The organism is Streptomyces sp. NPDC052043, from assembly GCF_044548235.1.
Taxonomy (GTDB): domain Bacteria; phylum Actinomycetota; class Actinomycetes; order Streptomycetales; family Streptomycetaceae; genus Streptomyces.
Map to the genome: position 1 here is coordinate 17,741 of NZ_JBIUBT010000013.1, position 18,944 is coordinate 36,684.

Genomic DNA, 18,944 nt, shown 5'->3' on the forward strand with positions numbered 1-18,944 from the left:
GTGCGCATGACCGCTGAAGCGACTCCCGCGCTGGTCGAGGAGTCCGCCGCCGACCCGGGAAGCTCCGGGCCGGCGGCGGGCCGCGGGCCACGGGCACGGACCGGGACCGCGTATCTGCGGTACCTGGTGGGCAAGCTGGCCGGCGCGGCCGTCTCGCTGCTGGCCGTCCTCGTCACCAGCTTCTTCCTCTTCCGGCTGATCCCGGGCGACCCGGTGAAGTTCATGACCGGCGGGCGTCCGGTCTCCGAGCAGCAGATCGCCATCTACCGACGGGAGTTCGGGCTCGACCTCCCGCTGTGGCAGCAGTTCACGGACTACTGTGGCAAGGCGCTGACCGGGGATCTGGGCACCTCGTACCAATTCCGCGCCCCGGTCATCGACAAGATCACCGAGGCGCTCCCGAACACCCTGCTGCTGACCGTGACGGCCTTCGTGCTGTACACCGCCCTCGGCATGTTCCTCGGTACGCGCTCCGCCTGGCGGCACGGCCGGCTCGGCGACCGGTTCAACACGGGGCTGGCGCTGACGCTCTACTCCATTCCCGCGTTCTGGCTGGGGCTGCTGCTCATCATCGTGCTGTCGGTCGGTGTGGGCCCCATCCCGGGTCTGTTCCCGACCGGAGGCATGGAGTCGGTCGGCAAGGAGGGCTTCGCGTACGTCCTCGACGTCGCCCACCACCTCGTCCTGCCGGTGGTGACGCTGGTCGCGGTGGAGTACGGGCAGACGCTGCTGGTGACGCGGTCGGCGCTGCTGGACGAGATGGGCGGCGACTATCTGACGACCGCGCGCGCCAAGGGACTGCGGGACGACGTCGTACGGCGTCGGCACGCCGTGCCGAACGCGCTGCTGCCGACCGTGACGCTGATCTTCGTCAATCTCGGCCGGACCGTCGCGGGTGTGATCCTCGTGGAGACCGTCTTCTCCTGGCCCGGCCTGGGCGGACTGTTCTTCCAGGCGCTGAGCGTGCCCGATCTGCCGCTGGTGCAGGGGCTGTTCTTCGTCTTCGCCGCGGCGGTGATCCTGATGAACACCCTGGCCGACCTCCTGTATCCACTGCTCGACCCGAGGGTGGGCCGATGACCGCCGACACCGCCACGACCACGGGCCCGCGCACGCTGGCCTGGCAGCGCCGCCGGGCCTCGGCCCTGCGCTTCTGGAGGGAGTACCGGACCCACCGCGCCGGCCTGTTGGGCCTCGCCGTGCTCGTGCTGTGCGCGCTGATCGCGCTGACGGCGCCGCTGACCGTCGGCGCGGACGTGCAGAGTGTGACCGAGGCACCCGGCAAGGCGCTGGAGGACCCGAGCGCCCGCTTCCCCCTCGGCACCGACCAGTTCGGGCGCAACCTGCTGGGCCTGGTGATCTGGGGATCGCGCGTGTCGCTCCTGGTCGGGCTGCTGGCGGCGGTGCTGTCGGTGGCGATCGGGGCGCTCATCGGGATCACCGCGGGGCACTTCCGCGGCTGGTACGACACGGTGATGATGCGGATCACGGACTGGTTCCTGGTGATGCCCACGCTGGTGCTGGCCATCGCGCTCGCCACCGTGTTGTCCCGCTCGCTGGGCACGATCATCCTGGCGATCGGCGTGACCACCTGGCCGACGACCGCCCGGCTGGTGCGGGCGCAGACGCTGGCGGTGGAGTCACGGCCGTACATCGAACGCGCGAAGGCGCTCGGCGGCGGCCACGGACACGTGATGTCCCGGCATGTGCTGCCCAACGTCATGCCGCTGGTGCTCGCCCAGACGACCCTGATCATCTCCTCGGCGATCCTCGCCGAGGCGACGCTGGCCTTCCTCGGGCTCGGCGACCCGACGGTCGTGTCCTGGGGCGGGCTGCTGCAGAACGCGCGGGAGGCGGGGGCGGTCAGCTCCGGCGACTGGTGGTACCTGGTGCCGCCGGGCATCGCCATCGCGGTCGTCGCGCTGGCGTTCACGCTGTGCGGCCGTGCCGTCGAGTCCGTTCTCAACCCCAGGCTGGGGGTGTCCCGTTGAGCCTGCTCGACGTCAGAAACCTCGAAGTGACCTACCCCGGCGGAGTGGCCGCGGTGCGCGGCGCCGACCTCTCGCTGGAGGCGGGCGAGAAGCTCGGCATCGCGGGCGAGTCCGGCTGCGGCAAGTCCACGCTGGCGCTGGCGCTGCTGCGGCTGCTGCCCGCCGGCACCCGGGTCGGCGGCGAGATCCTGCTCGACGGCGAGGACGTGCTGGCCATGAAGTGGGGCCGGGTGCGGGCGGTGCGCTGGGCGGGGGCCTCCATCGTCTTCCAGGGCGCCATGCACTCCCTCAACGCCGTGCACCGCGTCGGCGACCAGATCGCCGAGCCGATCCTGCTGCACCGCAAGGCGACCGCGGCGGGCGCGAAGAAGAAGACCGGGGAGCTGCTGGAGCAGGTCGGCCTGCCCGCGGCCCGGGCGGGCGCCTACCCGCACGAGCTCTCCGGCGGTCAGCGGCAGCGCGTGATGATCGCGATGGCGCTGGCCTGCGATCCGCGTCTGATCATCGCCGACGAGCCGACCACTGCGCTCGACGTGATGATCCAGGCCCAGATCCTGCGCCTGATCGAGGGGCTGGTGAGCGAGCAGGATCTCGGGCTGGTCATGATCAGCCATGACCTCGCCGTGCTGGCCGACACCTGCGACCGGCTTGCGGTGATGTACGCGGGCCGCGTGGTGGAGGAGGGCCCGGCCCGGCAGGTCTACGACGACGCCCGGCACCCCTACGGCAGGGCCCTGTCGGAGGCGTTCCCGCGCATCGGCGACCCGTCGTCGCGGTTCGCGCCCCGCGGCCTGCCGGGCGACCCCCCGGACCCGGCCGCCGTGCCCGCCGGATGCGCCTTCCACCCGCGCTGCCCGGTCGCGCTCGACCTGTGCGCCACCCAGGACCAGTCGCTGCGGGAGGCGGGACCGGCCCGGCGGGCGGCCTGCGTGCACGTGGCGCAGGAGGCGCAGGAGGCGCAAGCGGTGACGGTGGAGAACGACGCGAGGAGCAGTAACCGATGAGCAATGCGCCGCTGCTGAGCGTCGAGGGCCTGCACGTCACGTTTCCCGGGCGGCATGGTGCGGCGACCGCCCGGGCCGTGGACGGGGTCGACCTCGACATCCGGCCGGGCGAGATCGTGGCCCTGGTCGGCGAGTCGGGCTGCGGAAAGACGACCCTGGCCCGCTCGCTGCTCGGTCTGGTGCCGCCGACCGCGGGCCGCGTCACCTTCGACGGCGCGCCGCTCGACTACTCGTCGCGCGCCCTGAAGGCGTACCGCAAGCGGGCCCAGCTGGTGCTCCAGGATCCGAGCGGCTCGCTCAACCCTCGGCACACGGTCTACGACGCGGTGGCCGAGGGGCTGCGCATCCACGGGTACGGCGGTGACGAGCGGGCGGCGGTCGCCGGGGCCCTGGCCCGGGCGGGGCTGCGGCCGCCCGAGCGGTTCTTCCTGCGTTACCCGCACGAGCTCTCCGGTGGTCAGCGCCAGCGGGTGGTCATCGCCGGCGCCCTGGTCCTGGAACCCGAACTCGTGGTCGCCGACGAGCCGGTGGCCTCCCTCGACGCCTCGGTCCGCGGCGAGATCCTCGCTCTGCTGCTGCGGCTGCGCACCGAACTCGGCCTGGCCGCGCTGGTGGTGACCCACGACCTGGGCCTGGCCTGGAACATCGCCGACCGGGTCGCGGTGATGTACCTGGGCCGGATCGTGGAGACGGGCGAGGTGGAGCAGGTTCTGACGGCGCCCCGCCACCCGTACACCCAGGCCCTGCTGTCCGTCCTGCCCGAGGCGCCCGGAGAACCGGTCGTCCTGTCGGGCGAGCCTCCGGACCCGTCCCGGATCCCCTCCGGCTGCCGCTTCCACGCTCGCTGCCAGATCCTGGCGAGCGGCGAGGCCGAGCGGGCGGGCGTCGCACAGGCGTGCCGCGGCCGGGACCTGGAGATCCTGGGCGGGGGCGGGGAGGCACAGGTGGCGTGCCACTGGGCACGGGCCCAGGCAACCGCCGAGACCGTCCCGGAACCGTCGTAAGCCGAGTCCCGCCACCGCAAGTCGCGCCGTCGTAAGCCGGTCGCTGGAACGGGCAGCCGACGCAAGAAGGCCCCCGGGACGAGCGGCCGGTCCAGAACTGCCCCCGGACGGGCGGGCCGTTCCGGAACCGCCAAGCCGGATCCGCCGTCGCAAGCCGGTCGCCGGAACGGCGGCCGACGCAGGACAGCCTCGAGATGGGCGGCCGACGCAGGACGGCCGCCGGGGCGGTTACGCTCGGGCGGTGTCTGCGGTGATGATCTCCCGGCACTTCTCGACGTCCTTGGCCATCGTCGCCAGGAAGGCCTCCAGCGAGTCGAACCTCGCCTGGCCGCGGACGAAGTCGAGGAAGTCGACGCCGACGTGCAGACCGTACAGGTCGAGGCCCACCCGGTCGATGGCGTACGCCTCCACCGTGCGCTCGGTGCCGTCGAACTGCGGGTTCGTGCCCACGGAGATCGCTGCCGGCATGACCTCGCCCTGGGCGTGCAGATAACCGGCGTAGACGCCGTCGGCGGGGATCGCGGTGTGCGGGAGGGTCTCGACGTTGGCCGTCGGGAAGCCGAGCTCGCGGCCGCGCTGGGCGCCGCGGACCACGACACCCTCGACCCGGTGCGGGCGGCCCAGGATCTCCCGGGCGCCCCGGACGTCGCCCTCGGCGACCAGGCGGCGGGTCAGGGTCGAGGAGAACGGGCGGCCGCCGCCCGCCTCGCCGGTGACGTACAGCTCGACGACCTCCACCTCGAAGTCGTAGGTCTTGCCCTGTTCGGCCAGGAAGTCGACGGTGCCCGCGGCCTTGTGCCCGAAACGGAAGTTGGGGCCCTCGACGACCGCTTTGGCGTGCAGCTTGTCGACCAGCACCTTGACGACGAAGTCGGCGGGCGACAGCTTCGAGAACTCGGAGGTGAAGGGCAGTACGAGGGTCGCGTCCACGCCCAGCTCGGCCATCAGCTCGGCACGGCGGTGGTGCGGGGCGAGCAGCGGCGGGTGGCTGCCGGGACGCACGACCTCGCTCGGGTGCGGGTCGAAGGTGACGACGACGACCGGGACGCCCAGCTCGCGGGCACGGGCCACGGCGTGTTCGATGATCAGCTGGTGTCCGCGGTGGACTCCGTCGTAGGAGCCGATGGTGACGACGCTGCGCCCCCAGTCCTGGGGGATGTCCTCCAAGCCACGCCAGCGCTGCACTGTGACCGCTCCTCGTCGAACCCGTGTCCGTGTTGCCTTGGTTGTCTTGCTGTCCTGCTGCCTTGTCCGCAGGTCTAAGGGTGCCATGCCCGGCGGTCGCCGCCTGCATCGGCATGGGGAGCTGTGACCGGGCGCACGTCGCCGGGCGAGGGCGGGTGCGCCGTCAGGCGGGGACGGGTACGCCCGCGATGTTCTCGATCATCCGGCGGGTGCTGGGGCCCACCACCACGGCCCAGTCCCGCGGGGCGTCGGTCAGCCAGCCGGTCACGCGGGCGGCGAAGCCGGGCACCTGCCGGCCCAGCTCCACGAGGGCCCGGTCGAACACGGCCGCGCCGTCGGGGGTGCGGAGGAGGAGCAGGCCGACGCGGTGGACCAGGCCGGGGAGGTCCTCCTCGGCCGTGGAGGCGGCGGCGCGCAGCACGGCGTCCAGGACGGCCGGGACGTCCTCGTGGGCCAGGAGGAAGTCCAGCAGCTCCCGGCGCAGCGGACGGGAGGCCGGGGTGCCGGGCACGGCGAGCACGCCGGCCAGCGCGGAGCGCAACCGCTCGGGGCCACCGGGGCCGCCCTCGCCACCCTCCCCGGCGCCGCCTCCGGTCCCACCGTGTCCGCCATCGCCGCCGCCATCGCCGTCGAGGAGCCCCGCGACCAGGGGGAACAGCACCGAGCGGGCGGCCAGGTCGTCGTCCAGGCGCTGATCGACGTACGCCGCCACCGGTCCGGCGGCCTCCGGGTCCCGCGTCACCGCCTCGCGGACCAGGACGGCGACCCTGCGGGCGAGCGCCGGCGTGGCGACGTCACCCAGGGCGCGCAGTACCTCACCGATGCCGATACCGGGACCGGGACCGAGACCGGCGCCGGCGCCTCGACGCAGGCACGCGCCGATGACCGCGAGGACCGCCTCGGGATGGGTGACCAGGGCGGGCGCCAGCGCGCTCGACGGCAGATGCGGGTCGCCCCCCGCGAAGTGCCGCAGCGCCTGCGGCAGATGGCGGGCGCGGGTGTGCGGGTCCCGGACGAGAAGGGCGAGCGCGCCGGCGTGCAGGGCGGAGTCGTCCGGGCGGTCGAGCAGGGTGAGGGCGGCGTGGCGCAGCAGCTCGCGGTCGGCCCCGCTACGTACCTGGGGCGCGGTGCGCAGGCCGTACGTCAGGGCCGCCGCCCGCAGCGCGGGGCGGTCGTCGTGCGCCCACCGGTCCACGGCCCGGCACAGCGCCGACGGCTCCTCCTCGGCGAGCACGGTCAGCAGTTCCTCGGCGCGCGGGTGCGCGCATTCGGCCAGTGTGTCGGTGAGGTCGTCCAGGGCGCGGTCGCGGTGGGTGTGGAGCAGTGCCTGGGCGGCCGTGGCCACGGTGGCGTGCGGCGCGGCGGGCAGCGGGCGCTCGTCCGCGAACCAGCGTGTGAGCTGCGGTTGCACGGCGGCGGGGTCGGCGGTGAGAAGGTGTGCGACGGCGTCCAGGTAGCGGGACGGACGGCGGGGTCCGGCGCTCGCGTCGTGGCCGTCCCGGGGTGCGCCGTCGGCGAGGAGGAGACGCCTGAGCAGGTCGCAGCGGTCGGCGTCGGACAGGTGGAGCGCGGTCCAGAAACCCGGCCCGAAGCCGGACGGCACGGGCAGGTCGCACTGCTGCCACACCACGATCCGCTCGGCGAGCAGCCGCAGCACGCGGACGTACGGTGTCGCGTCCGCCGCGCGCAGCAGTACGGCGGCGAGGAGGCGGGACGCCCACCAGGAGCGCGGGTCGGAGTCGAGGGCGCACAGCAACTCCTCGAGCCGGACGGCCAGTCGGCGGGTGCCGTGCTGGCGGGCCAGGAGAAGCAGGGCCTGGACGACGGGGCCGATGCGGTGGTGCGGGACGGGCTGTGCGGGGCGCGGCGATCCGGGCGTGTGCTGTCGGTGCACCAGGACGCGCAGGGCCTCGTCCAGGTCGAGGTGCATGCCCTGGATCCAGTCGGCGATCTCCTCGTGGGCGAAGCGGTAGCCGCCGCCCACCGGGACGAGCAGGCCCTCGGTGAGGACGGCCGCCGCCCAGTCGCTGCCGCCGCCGAGGCGGGCCGGGGCGGGGCCCCGCGGGAACACCTCCTCGAACGCCGCCCGGTCCAGTTCCCCTCGGCCGAGACTGCGGCGGGCGGCCTCGTGCACCTGACCGGAGACCTTCGCCGCCAGGCGCCGTACAGCGGTGCCGCGCAGGCCGTTCTCTGCGGCGAGGCGGACGGCGATGCGCAGGCACATCAGGTCCAGGTGGGCCGCGAGGACGTCGTCACGGGCCAGCGGGGGATGGCCGGCGGCGTCGGGGAGGGCCGCGCGGACCTCCGACAGGAGCCGGAGGGTGAGCGGGTGGCGGGCGGCGGCGTCCGCCAGTGTGCCGTCCGGGATGCCGTGGCGGGCACGGGCCGCGTGGGACTCGGCGGGGGTGAGGCCGCCGAGGGGCAGGCAGGGCGGCAGATGGCCGGTGCGGCCGTCCGGGCCGGCCGGCGCGGTGACCGGGGTGTGGAGCAGGTCGGCCGGGAACAGCGCGCCCGCCGTCTCCCAGTAGGCCTCCCGGCAGGCCACCACCAGCCGCGCCCCCGTACCGCTCAGCCACTGCGCGGTGTGCTCGGTCCACTCGGGGAGCCGGTCGGCCAGAGCGGGCGGCATCTCCTCGGGGCCGTCGAGGAGGAGCAGGAGGGGACGGCCGTGGGCGCCGGCGAGACGGGCGACGCGCTCCGGGGTGAGGTCGGTGCGCTCGGTGGGCAGGGGCGACCGGGCGGACGCGACGATCCGGGCCGCCCGGTCCAGCGCCCGGCCCACCGCGTCCGCGACCGAGGCGTCGGTGCCCAGCAGATCGGCCCCGCGCAGCCACAGGGTGGGCGCCGGCGAACCGCCGCGGGCACGACGGCCGGCCTGCGCGGCGAGCTCCGTCGTACGCCCGCTTCCGCACTCCCCGACGAGTCCGAGCACTGCGGCCCGGCCGGCATCGAACGCGGCCAGTTCCCCCGCCACGGCGGCGCGCTCCACCGGTCCGGCGGGCGACCCGGGCCCGCCCGGTTCCGTACGGGGGAACGGCAGGGCTCCGGCGGGGCCGTCCTGGGCCAGGGAGGTGGCCGTGAGTTCGAGGACGGCCGCCAGGTTCAGATCGGGGCCGTAGGCGGCGACCGTGGCCTCGTTGCGGGCGAGGAGGTCGGCCAGGAGGCCCTCGCCGGGGCGGTGCAGCGGCACCGCGAAGCCGGCGTCGCCGCGGCCGGACCGCAGTGCCGTGCCGAGGACAGCGACCACGGCGCCGGTCGCCAGGTCCAGGACCGGTCCCCCGGCGGCCCCGCCACCCGGCCGGAGCGCGTCGCGGCCCGCCGTGCCGATCGCCAGCTCCGTCACACCGTCGAGGAGGTGGGGGCGGTCCGTGGCCGTGTCCGTGGCCCTGTACGTCACCGCGGCCGCGCCGAGCACCCGGGCCTCGCGCCAGCCGTCGGCCGCGATCCGGACGTAGGTGCCGCTGCGGACTTCGTCGCGCACGGTGACGGGAAGCGGCTCCACGCCGAGGCCCTCGGCGCGGACGAGAGCCAGGTTCAGGGCGGGCAGCGCGGTGATCGCGTCGGATGTCACCACGCAGGAGCGCCCGCCCGCGCCGGCGGCGTGCAGCACGAGACGGGGCAGGCCGTCGACGGCCTCGTGACTGGTGATCACCGTGCCCTGGTGGTCGGCCGCGAAGCCGGTGCCGCGGGGTCGTCCCGCCAGGTCGTGGATGCGGATCAGGGAGCGGTCCAGGGCGCGGTCCCGGGCTTCCGCCGTCACCCGCCGCCGGATCGTGTCAGCCGGCTCCCGCCCGTTCGGGGCCGGCTGGAGCGCGTGGGGGACGGGGCCGGATCCCTCTGATCCGTGCGCCTGTGTGGATTCATGGAGGCCCCGCCCCGCCATGCCCGAACCTTCCCGCCGTACCGCCGTGCCTGCCCTCGACGGTAGGCGGCTGATGATCAGCGGACCAGGGCATGCCGCGAACGCGCCCCCCTGCACTCCCCCTGTTCACTCCGAGCGCCCGCACGGCCGGGTGAATGGACGCGTGTCGCTGGACAAAGCTCATGGGTGGGGGAACCGAGGGGGGACGGGACCGTGGAGCGGCGGCCGGGGAGCACCCCGTGTCCGCCGCTCCACGGGCACCCCCGCGTGGTCAGCCGAAGACGGGGTCAGCCGAAGACGGCCAGGCTCTTGGCCTTGCCCCGCTGCTCCTCCACGAGCGCGAGGAGGCGCCCGTCGGGGCCGTAGACGGCGATGGCACCGGCACCCGCGTACTCGTCGGGCACCTCCAGCCGTACGCCGTTGGTGAGCAGCCGGGCGCGCCGGGTGTCGACGTCCCAGCGGGGGAACGCCGCCGCGGCCGCCTCGGCGATCGGCATCACGGTCAGTTCCTTCTGGAGCTGGTCGAGCGTCCTGGCGGAGTCCAGCTTGTACGGGCCGACCCGGGTGCGGCGCAGCGCGGTGAGGTGGCCGCCGACGCCGAGGTCGGCGCCCAGGTCACGGGCGAGGGCGCGGATGTAGGTGCCGGAGGAGCAGACCACGGACACCACGAGGTCGAGCACGGGGGTGCCGTCGTCGGCGACGGCGTCGCGGACGTCGTGGACGGTGAAGGAGGAGACCGTCACCGGCCGGGCCGGGATCTCGAACTCCTCGCCCTCTCGGGCCCGCTTGTACGACCGCACGCCGTTGATCTTGATTGCGCTGACCCTGGACGGCACCTGCATGATGTCGCCGGTCAGCTTGGCGATGGCGGCGTCGACGGCGTCCCGGGTGACCTTGGAGGCGTCCGTGGCGGAGGTGATCTCGCCCTCGGCGTCGTCGGTGACCGTGTTCTGGCCGAGCCGGACGGTGCCGAGGTACTCCTTCTCGGTCAGCGCGAGATGGCCGAGGAGCTTGGTGGCCCTCTCCACGCCGAGCACGAGCACTCCGGTCGCCATGGGGTCGAGGGTGCCCGCGTGGCCGATCCGGCGGGTCCTGGCGATGCCGCGCATCTTGGCCACGACGTCGTGCGAAGTGAAGCCCGACGGCTTGTCGACGATGACGAGGCCGTCGGGCGGGGTGGGCTTGCTGGTCATGCGGTGGTGTCGTCCGTCCCGTCGTCGGACCCCGGCTTCTTGTACGGGTCCGCCTCACCGGCGTAGGAGGCACCGGCGGACGTCTCGCGCACCTTCGCGTCGGAGGTGCGGGCCTTGTCGAGGAGGTCCTCGATGTTCCGGGCGGTGTCCGGCAGGGCGTCCGCGACGAAGGCGAGGGTCGGGGTGAACTTCACTCCGGCCGCCCGGCCGACCTCGGAGCGCAGGATGCCCTTGGCGCTCTCCAGTCCGGCGGCCGCGGCCTTGCGGTCCTCGTCGTCCCCGTAGACGGTGTAGAAGACGGTCGCCTCCCGCAGGTCACCCGTGACCCGGGTGTCCGTGATGGTGACGTGCGAGCCGAGTCGCGGGTCCTTGATCCCGCGCTGCAGCTTCTGGGCCACCACCTCTCGGATGAGGTCCGCCAGCCTTTTCGCCCGCGCGTTGTCGGCCACTGGTCCGTCTCCCGTTCTTTCTACTTCTGCTGCTTTGTGGATGGTGCGATGAGGTGGGGTGCGGTCAGTCGTCCTCGCCGTGGAAACGGCGTCTGACGGACAGCAGCTCCACCTCGGGGCGGCCGGCGACCAGCCGTTCGCACCGGTCCAGCACGTCGGTCAGGTGCGTCGCGTCGCCGGAGACCGCGGCGAGACCGATGACGGCCCGCCGGTGGAGGTTCGTGTGGTCCACCTCCGCCGCGCTCACCGCGTACTTGCGCTGGAGCTCGGCGACGATCGGGCGGACGACGGAACGCTTCTCCTTCAGCGAGTGGACGTCGCCGAGGAGCAGGTCGAAGGACAGAGTCCCCACGTACATGTGTGTGCCCGGGTTGCCCGCCGGTACGGGTTCGATGGTCCTGCCTTCTCGGTGGGCAGGGACATCAAGAACGGTACCGCGAACCGTGCCGGAGACTCGACGGGTTTCCCGCCGCCCAGGTGGGACGGGATCTCCCGCCGTCCGACACGGCTCGTGGGGCCGTACGCGGAGCCTCGCGGCCCCGGACACGGCCGTGCCGGCCGACGGGAGCTGGTCCCGCCGGCCGGCACGGGGTGTCTGCGGCGTTACGCCCGCGGCTTCTCGCGGAGCTCGTACGTCGCGATGACGTCGTCGACCTTGATGTCGTTGAAGTTTCCGAGGTTGATACCACCCTCGTAGCCTTCGCGGATCTCGGTGACGTCGTCCTTGAAGCGGCGCAGACCCTCGATGTTGAGGTTCTCCGCGATGACCTTGCCGTCGCGGAGGAGGCGCGCCTTGCTGTTGCGCTTGACCTCGCCGGAGCGGATGAGCACACCCGCGATGTTGCCCAGCTTGGACGAACGGAAGACCTCGCGGATCTCCGCCGTGCCGAGCTCGACCTCCTCGTACTCCGGCTTGAGCATGCCCTTGAGGGCCGCCTCGATCTCCTCGATCGCCTGGTAGATGACCGAGTAGTACCGGACGTCCACGCCCTCGCGCTCGGCCATCTGCGCGGCACGCCCGGCGGCGCGCACGTTGTAGCCGATCACGATGGCGTCCGAGCCCATCGCCAGGTCGATGTCCGACTCCGTGACCGCACCGACGCCGCGGTGCAGGACGCGGATGTCGACCTCTTCGCCGACGTCGAGCTGGAGCAGCGAGGACTCGAGGGCCTCGACCGCACCGGACGCGTCGCCCTTGATGATGAGGTTGAGCTGCTGCACCTCGCCGGCCTTGAGCACCTTGTCCAGGTCCTCGAGCGAGACACGGCGGACGCGCTTGGCGAACGCGGCGTTGCGCTCACGGGCGGCGCGCTTCTCCGCGATCTGACGGGCCGTACGGTCCTCGTCCACCACGATGAAGTTGTCGCCCGCACCCGGGACGTTGGTCAGGCCCAGGACCTGCACCGGCGTCGACGGTCCTGCCTCGGCCACGTTGTTGCCGTTGTCGTCGAGCATCGCCCGGACGCGGCCGTACGCGTCGCCGACCACCATGGTGTCGCCGACCCGCAGCGTGCCTCGCTGGACGAGCACCGTCGCCACGGCACCACGGCCGCGGTCGAGGCGGGACTCGATCGCGATGCCCTGCGCGTCCTGCACCGGGTTGGCCCGCAGGTCGAGCGAGGCGTCGGCGGTCAGGACGACCGCTTCCAGCAGCGAGTCGATGTGCAGACCCTGCTTGGCGGAGATGTCGACGAACATGGTGTCGCCGCCGTACTCCTCGGCCACCAGGCCGTACTCGGTCAGCTGACCGCGCACCTTGGTCGGGTCGGCACCCTCGACGTCGATCTTGTTGACCGCGACCACGATCGGCACGTCGGCCGCCTTGGCGTGGTTGAGCGCCTCGACCGTCTGCGGCATGACGCCGTCGTTGGCCGCGACGACCAGGATGGCGATGTCCGTCGACCGGGCACCGCGGGCACGCATGGCGGTGAACGCCTCGTGACCCGGGGTGTCGATGAAGGTGATCGCCCGGTCCTCGCCGTTGACCTCGGTCGCGACCTGGTAGGCACCGATGTGCTGGGTGATGCCGCCGGCCTCGCCCGCGATGACGTTCGTCTTGCGGATGGCGTCGAGCAGGCGGGTCTTGCCGTGGTCGACGTGACCCATGACGGTGACGACCGGCGGGCGGACCACGAGGTCCTCCTCGCCGCCCTCGTCCTCGCCAAACTCCAGGTCGAAGGACTCGAGCAGCTCGCGGTCCTCCTCCTCGGGGCTGACGATCTGAACCTCGTAGTTCATCTCGCCGGCGAGGAGCTGGAGCGTCTCGTCGGACACGGACTGCGTGGCCGTGACCATCTCGCCCAGGTTCATCATGACCGCGACGAGCGACGCCGGGTTGGCGTTGATCTTCTCCGCGAAGTCGGTGAGCGACGCACCGCGCGACAGGCGAATGGTCTCGCCGTTGCCGCGAGGCAGCATCACGCCGCCGACCGACGGGGCCTGCATGGCCTCGTACTCCTGGCGCCTCTGCCGCTTCGACTTGCGACCGCGACGCGCGGGACCGCCGGGACGGCCGAAGGCGCCCTGCGTGCCACCACGGCCACCGGGACCACCCGGACGTCCGCCGAAGCCGGGACGGCCACCGCCGCCACCGAAGCCGCCGCCACCACCGGGACGACCGGCGAAGCCGCCGCCACCACCGGGACGACCGGCACCGCCGCCACCGCCGGGACGACCGGCGAAGCCGCCGCCACCACCGGGACGACCGGCACCGCCGGGACGACCCGCACCACCCGGACCGCGACCGCCGCCACCGGGGCCGGGACGCGGGCCGGCAGCGGGACGCTGCGGCATCATGCCGGGGTTCGGGCGCGGACCGCCCGGACGCGGACCGCCCTGCGGACGGGGCATCGAGCCCGGAGTCGGACGCGGACCGCCCGGAGCCTGCGGACGCGGACCGCCGCCCTGGCCGCCGGCGCCCTGCGGACGGGGACCGGCGCCGGGGGCACCGGGGCCGCCGGGACGCGCGCCCTGCGGACGCGGCGCCTGCGGACGCGCCATACCGGTGGAGCCACCGGAGGTGAAGGGGTTGTTGCCCGGACGCGGACCGGCCGGACGAGCACCCGGACGGGCACCCTGGCCACCGGGGCGCGCGGCACCCTGACCCGGACGCCCACCCTGGCCCTGACCGGGACGGGCACCCGGCTTGGGACCGCCGGGACGGGCGCCGGGCTTCGGCGCGGCCGAAGCCGGGGCCGACGGCGGAGCGGTGAACTCCGGCGTGGTCGGCGCGGCCGGAGCCGGACGCGGCGCGGGCTTGGGACCCGGCACCGGACGCGGGCCGGGGGTCGGCGCGGACGCCGACGGGGCCGAGGGCTGCGCCGGGGCGGGCTTGGGCGCGGCCGGCGGCTTGGGCGCGGCCGGACGCTCACCCGCGGGCTTGGCCGCGCGGGAGGGACCCCCGGCCTGCGCCGGCGAGGGCGCGGGGGGCCTGGGGGCGGCCTTCCTCGGGGCACCCGGCTTCGCGGCGGACCTGCCGCTGCCGTTGCCCTGCTGGAAGGCGTCAGTCAGTTTGCGTACTACGGGCGCCTCGATCGTCGAGGACGCTGATCGGACGAATTCACCGAGTTCCTGGAGCTTGGCCATGACGACCTTGCTCTCCACACCGAACTCCTTGGCGAGTTCGTATACCCGGACCTTAGCCACTTCGCTCCTTTGAGGTCCGGGTTGCGGCCGGACCGTCGCTAGTTCATGGGCGTACTCATCGCGTACTCATCGAGTGCTCATCGCAATCTCGACCTGCTTTCGACTCGCGAGGTACCAGGCCGCACGGGGGCTTCCGTACGGCACGTTTTCCTTGCCGTGTTGCCTCAGCAACCTTGTGCCTGCTCGACGTACTGGCGCAACGCCATTACGTCGAGCGGTCCCGGGACGCGGAGTGCCCGCGGGAACGCCCGGCGGCGCACCGCCTGGTCGAGACAGACCGGGGCGGGATGTACATAGGCACCCCGGCCGGGCAGCGTACCGCGAGGATCGGGGACGCACTCTCCCGCGACCACCACGGTCCGCAACAGTTCGTTCTTGGCCGCTCGCTCCCGGCATCCCACACAGGTACGCTCAGGGCATGCGCGGGCACGCGTCCGGCCAGACACAGCTAAGTCTACCTCCCCGCACCGACCTCACCCCTGCGGGGCAAGGATCGAACGGCCGTTGTCGTATTCCGAGCGGCCTGTGGCCCGGTTTCTATTCCCCCCGTACGGGTGAACTCCCCCGCGGCCCCGCCCGGACGCCCGGGGGCGCCTACTCGGACGCCTGCTCGGTGTCCGGGCGGATGTCGATCCGCCAGCCGGTGAGCCGGGCCGCCAGCCGGGCGTTCTGGCCCTCCTTGCCGATCGCCAGCGAGAGCTGGTAGTCCGGCACGGTGACGCGGGCCGACCGGGCGGCCAGGTCCACGACCTCGACCTTGGAGACGCGGGCCGGCGACAGCGCGTTCGCCACCATCTCGGCCGGGTCGTCCGACCAATCGACGATGTCGATCTTCTCGCCGTTCAGCTCGCCCATCACGTTGCGCACCCGGCCGCCCATGGGGCCGATGCAGGCGCCCTTGGCGTTCAGGCCCGAGCGGGTGGACCGTACGGCGATCTTGGTGCGGTGACCGGCCTCGCGGGCGATCGCGGCGATCTCCACGGAGCCGTCGGCGATCTCCGGGACCTCCAGGGCGAAGAGCTTCTTCACCAGGTTCGGGTGCGTACGGGACAGGGTCACCGAGGGGCCGCGAACGCCCTTGGCGACCCGGACCACGTACGACCGCAGCCGCAGGCCGTGCGGGTAGGTCTCGCCCGGGACCTGCTCCTGCACCGGCAGGATGGCCTCCAGCTTGCCGATGTCGACGAGCACGTTCTTCGGGTCGCGGCCCTGCTGGACGACCCCGGTGACGATGTCGCCCTCGCGGCCGGCGTACTCGCCGAGCGTCGCGTCGTCCTCGGCGTCGCGCAGCCGCTGCAGGATGACCTGCTTGGCGGTGGTGGCGGCGATACGGCCGAAGCCGGACGGGGTGTCGTCGAACTCGCGGGGCTCCTGGCCCTCCTCGAGGTCCTGGGGGTCCTCCTTCGCCCACACGGTCACATGCCCGGTCTGCCGGTTGAGCTCCACGCGCGCGTGGCGGCGGCTTCCCTCGGTGCGGTGGTAGGCGATGAGGAGGGCCGACTCGATCGCCTCGACCAACAGGTCGAAGGAGATCTCCTTCTCTCGTACCAAGCCCCGCAGGGCACTCATGTCGATGTCCACGGCTACGCCTCCTCTTCCTTCTCGTCCTTGCGGCTGAACTCGACCTGCACCCGCGCCTTGACGACGTCCGCGAAGCCGAGTCTGCGGGTCGTGGGCCTGCGCCCCTTCACTCCGGGCACTTCGAGGTCGAGGCCTTCGTCGTCGACCCCGAGGATCCTGGCCACCAGCTCGCCGCCGTCGGCCAGCTGGAACTTCGCCAGCCGGCCCGTGGCGCGCACGTAGTGCCGGTGTTCCCTGAGGAGGCGCTCCGCGCCCGGGGTGCCGACCTCGAGGGTGTACTCGCCCTCGCCCATCGCGTCCGTCTCGTCGAGCCTCGCCGAGAGCGCACGGCTCACATCGGCGATCCGGTCCAGGTCCGCTCCGGTGTCGGAGTCGACGACGACGCGCAGCACACGCCTGCGTCCTACGGAGTCCACGGCGATCTCTTCGAGATCCAGGCCCTGGGAGGTGACGAGCGGTTCCAGCAGTTCCCGCAGCCTCTCGCTCTGGGTGGTGCTCATCCGGGTGACTCCTCGGCCGCGTGTGCTGTTGTGGGGTGGTCGCGTGTCTGGTCAAAGGGTATCCGGTCGAAAGGGGTGTTGCCGTCCACCTGGCCAGGGACGGTGCCGCTGAGTGGTGCGTGCCCGGGGCGCGGGTACCGTGATCACGGGCGAGCCGCCCTGCCCCTCCCGTCCATTTCGTTCGTACGCACCCGAGGACGTCTGCCGTGCCGTTCCCCTCACCTCCGCGCGCCCTGACGGGCCCGCGCAGAAGGAGCCTGCTCGCCTCGGCCGCGGGGGCCGCCCTGCTCGTGGGCTGCTCCACCGGTTCCGACGACTCCGACCGCACGGGCAAGGTCCCGTCGCCCGACGAGCGGGCACGCGCGCGTGCGGCGCGCGACAGCGAGGAGCTCGCCGGGCGGTACGACGCGGTGATGGCCGCGCATCCGGCGCTGGCGGAGCGGCTGCGGCCCCTGCGCGCGCAGATCGCGGCCCATGTGGAGGCGTTCGGCGGCACCGCGAAGGCCTCGCCCGGCACGACGGCGTCGACCACGCCGACCACGGCCTCGACGGCACCGTCGACGACGTCGACCGCGCCGTCGTCGGACTCGGCCACGCCCGAGGACTCCGGCTCACCCGAGGGCTCCGTCTCGCCCGAGGACTCGACGGCACTGGCGGGCGCCGAGGCGTCGGGCTCTCCGGCCGCCCCGGAGACCGCGAAGTCCGCCCTGGCCTCTCTCGCCGCTGCCGAGCGCTCCCTGTCCGACCGGCGCACGGCGGTCCTGCTCCAGGTGTCCGGCGAGCCGGCCCGCCTGCTGGCCTCGGTGGCGGCGGCCGGGGCCGCCCACGCGTATCTCCTCACGGAAGGTGACAAGTGAGCCAGGTGACGGATCGTCGGCGGCTGGAGGCCCTCCAGGCGGCGCTCGCCGCCGAGCACGCGGCCGTGTACGGGTACGGCGTCGTCGGGGGGCGGATCGGCGAGAGCCGGCGGGCCGAGGCACGGTCGGCGTACGACGCCCATCGGGCCCGCCGGGACGCCCTGGTGCGCGAGGTGCGGGACCTGGGCAGGCAGCCGGTGGCCGCGGCGGCCGCCTACGCGCTGCCGTTCCCGGTGCCGGACTCCGCGGCGGCGGTACGGTTCGCCGCCGAGCTGGAGGAACGCGTGGCCGGGGTGTACTCCGACCTGGTCCGGGCCGGCGCGGGCGAGCAGCGGCGGGAGGCCGCCGGGGCGCTGCGCGAGGCGGCGGTCCGGGCGGTGCGCTGGCGCGGGGAGAGCGTAGCCTTCCCTGGTCTCGCCGAACGGTCCGGTGCGGCGGGCAGGCCCACGGCCTCGACGGCACCGACGCCGTAGAGCGTGCGGATCCCACGGATCGGCGGGGACGGGCGGGACGGCAGGAGCAGGAGGAACCGGACATCACAGGAGGCGCCCACGGCGCACCGCGACAGCGGAGGACGCGTCCGCGAAGTCCAGGAAGGCCAGGAAGGAGCGACTCGGCATGGCTTTCGAACCGCCGCGGCGTCTGGTGCGGGCGATGGGTGAGACCGCTCCGGACGGGGACGACTGGCTGGAGAAGCTGCCCGGACTGGCGCGGCAGGCCGTGGCGTTGCGCGAACTGACCGTCGAGCGGGTGCAGATGCCCGGCGGACGCAGCAGCCTCGTCGTCCTGGTGCGGACGGCGGACGGGACGCCGGCCGTGCTCAAACTCGCCCCGGCCCGGGCCCGTCCGGAAAGCGAGCGGGTCGCGCTCGTGCACTGGGACGGGCGGGGCGCCGTGCAGTTGCTGGAGGACGGTCCGGTCCCGGTCGAGGGTGTGCTGCTGCTGGAGCGACTGCACCCGGACGTGTCGGTGCGGTCGCTGCCGGAGGCGAGGGCGCTGCTGGAGGCGGCGGGCACGTTGCGGCGCCTGTGGGTCGAACCGCCCGCCGGGCACCCCTTCGAGACGGTCGAGGAGCGGACCGGGCGGCAGGCCGAGGCGATGCGGGCCGACGCGGAGACCGACGCCGAGGTGGCGCCGCTGGTCGAGGCGGCGCTCGCGGCCCGCGCGGAACTGCTGACCGCGCCGCCCGAGCAACGGCTGCTGCACGGCACGTTCCGGCAGAGCAAGGTGCTCGCCGGGGACCGGATGCCGTGGCTGGCCGTGGGCCCGGACCCGGTGGTCGGCGAGCCCGCCTTCGACCTGGCGCGGCTGGTCCGCGACCGGGTGGAGGACCTGATCGCCGCACCGTCCGGAGCCGCCACCGCCCGGCGCCGGATCAAGCGGCTGGCGGAGTCCCTGGAGGTCGACCGGGACCGCCTGCGCGGCTGGACGCTCTTCCGGGCCGTGGAGTCGGGCGTCCGCGCCCGCCGCGTGGGCCGCCCGAAGGACGCGGAACTCCTCCTGGAGTTCGCCACCTGGCTCTGACCCCGCGGACGCGGACACGGCGCCGATGCCGGGCGGGGGATCGTGATACGAACGCGGGGCCGGGTGCGTCCCTGGTCGCCTTGCGGCTGGACGCACCCGGCCCCGCGTTCCGGACGGACGGACGGACCGTGAGTGTCGCTCTCCCGGGC

16 protein-coding genes are annotated in these 18,944 nt (G+C 73.7%); 7 read left to right on the forward strand and 9 right to left on the reverse strand.

The features are described 5' to 3' along the window. Window positions 1–6: 6 nt before the first annotated feature. Genes ACIHCX_RS28785 through ACIHCX_RS28800 form a run of 4 tightly spaced genes read left to right on the forward strand, consistent with a single transcriptional unit; the run spans window position 7 to window position 3,999 of the window. Window positions 7–1,080, forward strand: a complete 1,074-nt coding sequence (locus tag ACIHCX_RS28785) for an ABC transporter permease (protein ID WP_400034492.1) — start codon at window positions 7–9, stop codon at window positions 1,078–1,080. Further along, the gene (locus ACIHCX_RS28790; protein WP_400034494.1) at window positions 1,077–1,991 is read left to right on the forward strand and encodes an ABC transporter permease; all 915 of its coding nucleotides are present in this window, start codon (window positions 1,077–1,079) and stop codon (window positions 1,989–1,991) included. Before ACIHCX_RS28785 ends, ACIHCX_RS28790 begins: the two co-directional genes overlap by 4 nt. After that, complete coding sequence (locus tag ACIHCX_RS28795; protein WP_400034496.1) at window positions 1,988–2,995, forward strand: ABC transporter ATP-binding protein; 1,008 nt, start codon at window positions 1,988–1,990, stop codon at window positions 2,993–2,995. Before ACIHCX_RS28790 ends, ACIHCX_RS28795 begins: the two co-directional genes overlap by 4 nt. Next, entirely contained in the window at window positions 2,992–3,999 is a 1,008-nt protein-coding gene (locus ACIHCX_RS28800) for an oligopeptide/dipeptide ABC transporter ATP-binding protein (protein WP_400034498.1), read from the forward strand. Before ACIHCX_RS28795 ends, ACIHCX_RS28800 begins: the two co-directional genes overlap by 4 nt. A gap of 228 nt (window positions 4,000–4,227) precedes the next feature. Here ACIHCX_RS28800 and ACIHCX_RS28805 read toward each other — a convergent pair whose 3' ends face one another. From ACIHCX_RS28805 to rimP, 9 genes are all read right to left on the reverse strand, one after another. Then, window positions 4,228–5,184: a bifunctional riboflavin kinase/FAD synthetase gene (locus ACIHCX_RS28805; protein ID WP_400034500.1), complete on the reverse strand. Its 957-nt coding sequence runs from the start codon at window positions 5,182–5,184 to the stop codon at window positions 4,228–4,230. Between the two features lie 163 nt (window positions 5,185–5,347). After that, the gene (locus ACIHCX_RS28810; RefSeq protein ID WP_400034502.1) at window positions 5,348–9,067 is read right to left on the reverse strand and encodes a trypsin-like peptidase domain-containing protein; all 3,720 of its coding nucleotides are present in this window, start codon (window positions 9,065–9,067) and stop codon (window positions 5,348–5,350) included. A gap of 266 nt (window positions 9,068–9,333) precedes the next feature. Then, on the reverse strand, window positions 9,334–10,239 hold the full coding sequence (gene truB, locus ACIHCX_RS28815; RefSeq protein ID WP_400034504.1) for a tRNA pseudouridine(55) synthase TruB: 906 nt from the start codon (window positions 10,237–10,239) through the stop codon (window positions 9,334–9,336). After that, complete coding sequence (gene rbfA / locus ACIHCX_RS28820; RefSeq protein ID WP_400034506.1) at window positions 10,236–10,688, reverse strand: 30S ribosome-binding factor RbfA; 453 nt, start codon at window positions 10,686–10,688, stop codon at window positions 10,236–10,238. Before rbfA ends, truB begins: the two co-directional genes overlap by 4 nt. Window positions 10,689–10,752: 64 nt before the next feature. Beyond that, window positions 10,753–11,046 (reverse strand): DUF503 domain-containing protein, encoded by a 294-nt coding sequence (locus tag ACIHCX_RS28825; RefSeq protein WP_100571646.1) that lies wholly within the window; start codon window positions 11,044–11,046, stop codon window positions 10,753–10,755. A 245-nt stretch (window positions 11,047–11,291) separates the two neighbouring features. After that, on the reverse strand, window positions 11,292–14,333 hold the full coding sequence (gene infB, locus ACIHCX_RS28830) for a translation initiation factor IF-2 (protein ID WP_400034509.1): 3,042 nt from the start codon (window positions 14,331–14,333) through the stop codon (window positions 11,292–11,294). Window positions 14,334–14,497: 164 nt separating this feature from the next. Further along, window positions 14,498–14,779: a YlxR family protein gene (locus ACIHCX_RS28835; protein ID WP_400034511.1), complete on the reverse strand. Its 282-nt coding sequence runs from the start codon at window positions 14,777–14,779 to the stop codon at window positions 14,498–14,500. A 148-nt stretch (window positions 14,780–14,927) separates the two neighbouring features. Beyond that, the gene (nusA, locus tag ACIHCX_RS28840; protein WP_400034513.1) at window positions 14,928–15,914 is read right to left on the reverse strand and encodes a transcription termination factor NusA; all 987 of its coding nucleotides are present in this window, start codon (window positions 15,912–15,914) and stop codon (window positions 14,928–14,930) included. Between the two features lie 2 nt (window positions 15,915–15,916). Beyond that, a complete protein-coding gene (gene rimP, locus ACIHCX_RS28845; RefSeq protein ID WP_400034515.1) occupies window positions 15,917–16,414 on the reverse strand; it encodes a ribosome maturation factor RimP in 498 nt (165 codons plus the stop codon). A gap of 206 nt (window positions 16,415–16,620) precedes the next feature. On the opposite strand from rimP, the gene ACIHCX_RS28850 reads away from it, so the two are divergent. The 3 genes from ACIHCX_RS28850 to ACIHCX_RS28860 all read left to right on the forward strand — a co-directional run bounded on the left by ACIHCX_RS28850 (window position 16,621) and on the right by ACIHCX_RS28860 (window position 18,795). Next, window positions 16,621–17,271, forward strand: coding sequence for a hypothetical protein (locus ACIHCX_RS28850; protein ID WP_400034517.1), 651 nt, complete (start codon window positions 16,621–16,623; stop codon window positions 17,269–17,271). Further along, a complete protein-coding gene (locus tag ACIHCX_RS28855; protein WP_400034519.1) occupies window positions 17,268–17,744 on the forward strand; it encodes a ferritin-like domain-containing protein in 477 nt (158 codons plus the stop codon). Before ACIHCX_RS28850 ends, ACIHCX_RS28855 begins: the two co-directional genes overlap by 4 nt. Window positions 17,745–17,889: 145 nt before the next feature. After that, a complete protein-coding gene (locus ACIHCX_RS28860; RefSeq protein WP_400034521.1) occupies window positions 17,890–18,795 on the forward strand; it encodes an aminoglycoside phosphotransferase family protein in 906 nt (301 codons plus the stop codon). Window positions 18,796–18,944 lie beyond the last annotated feature (149 nt).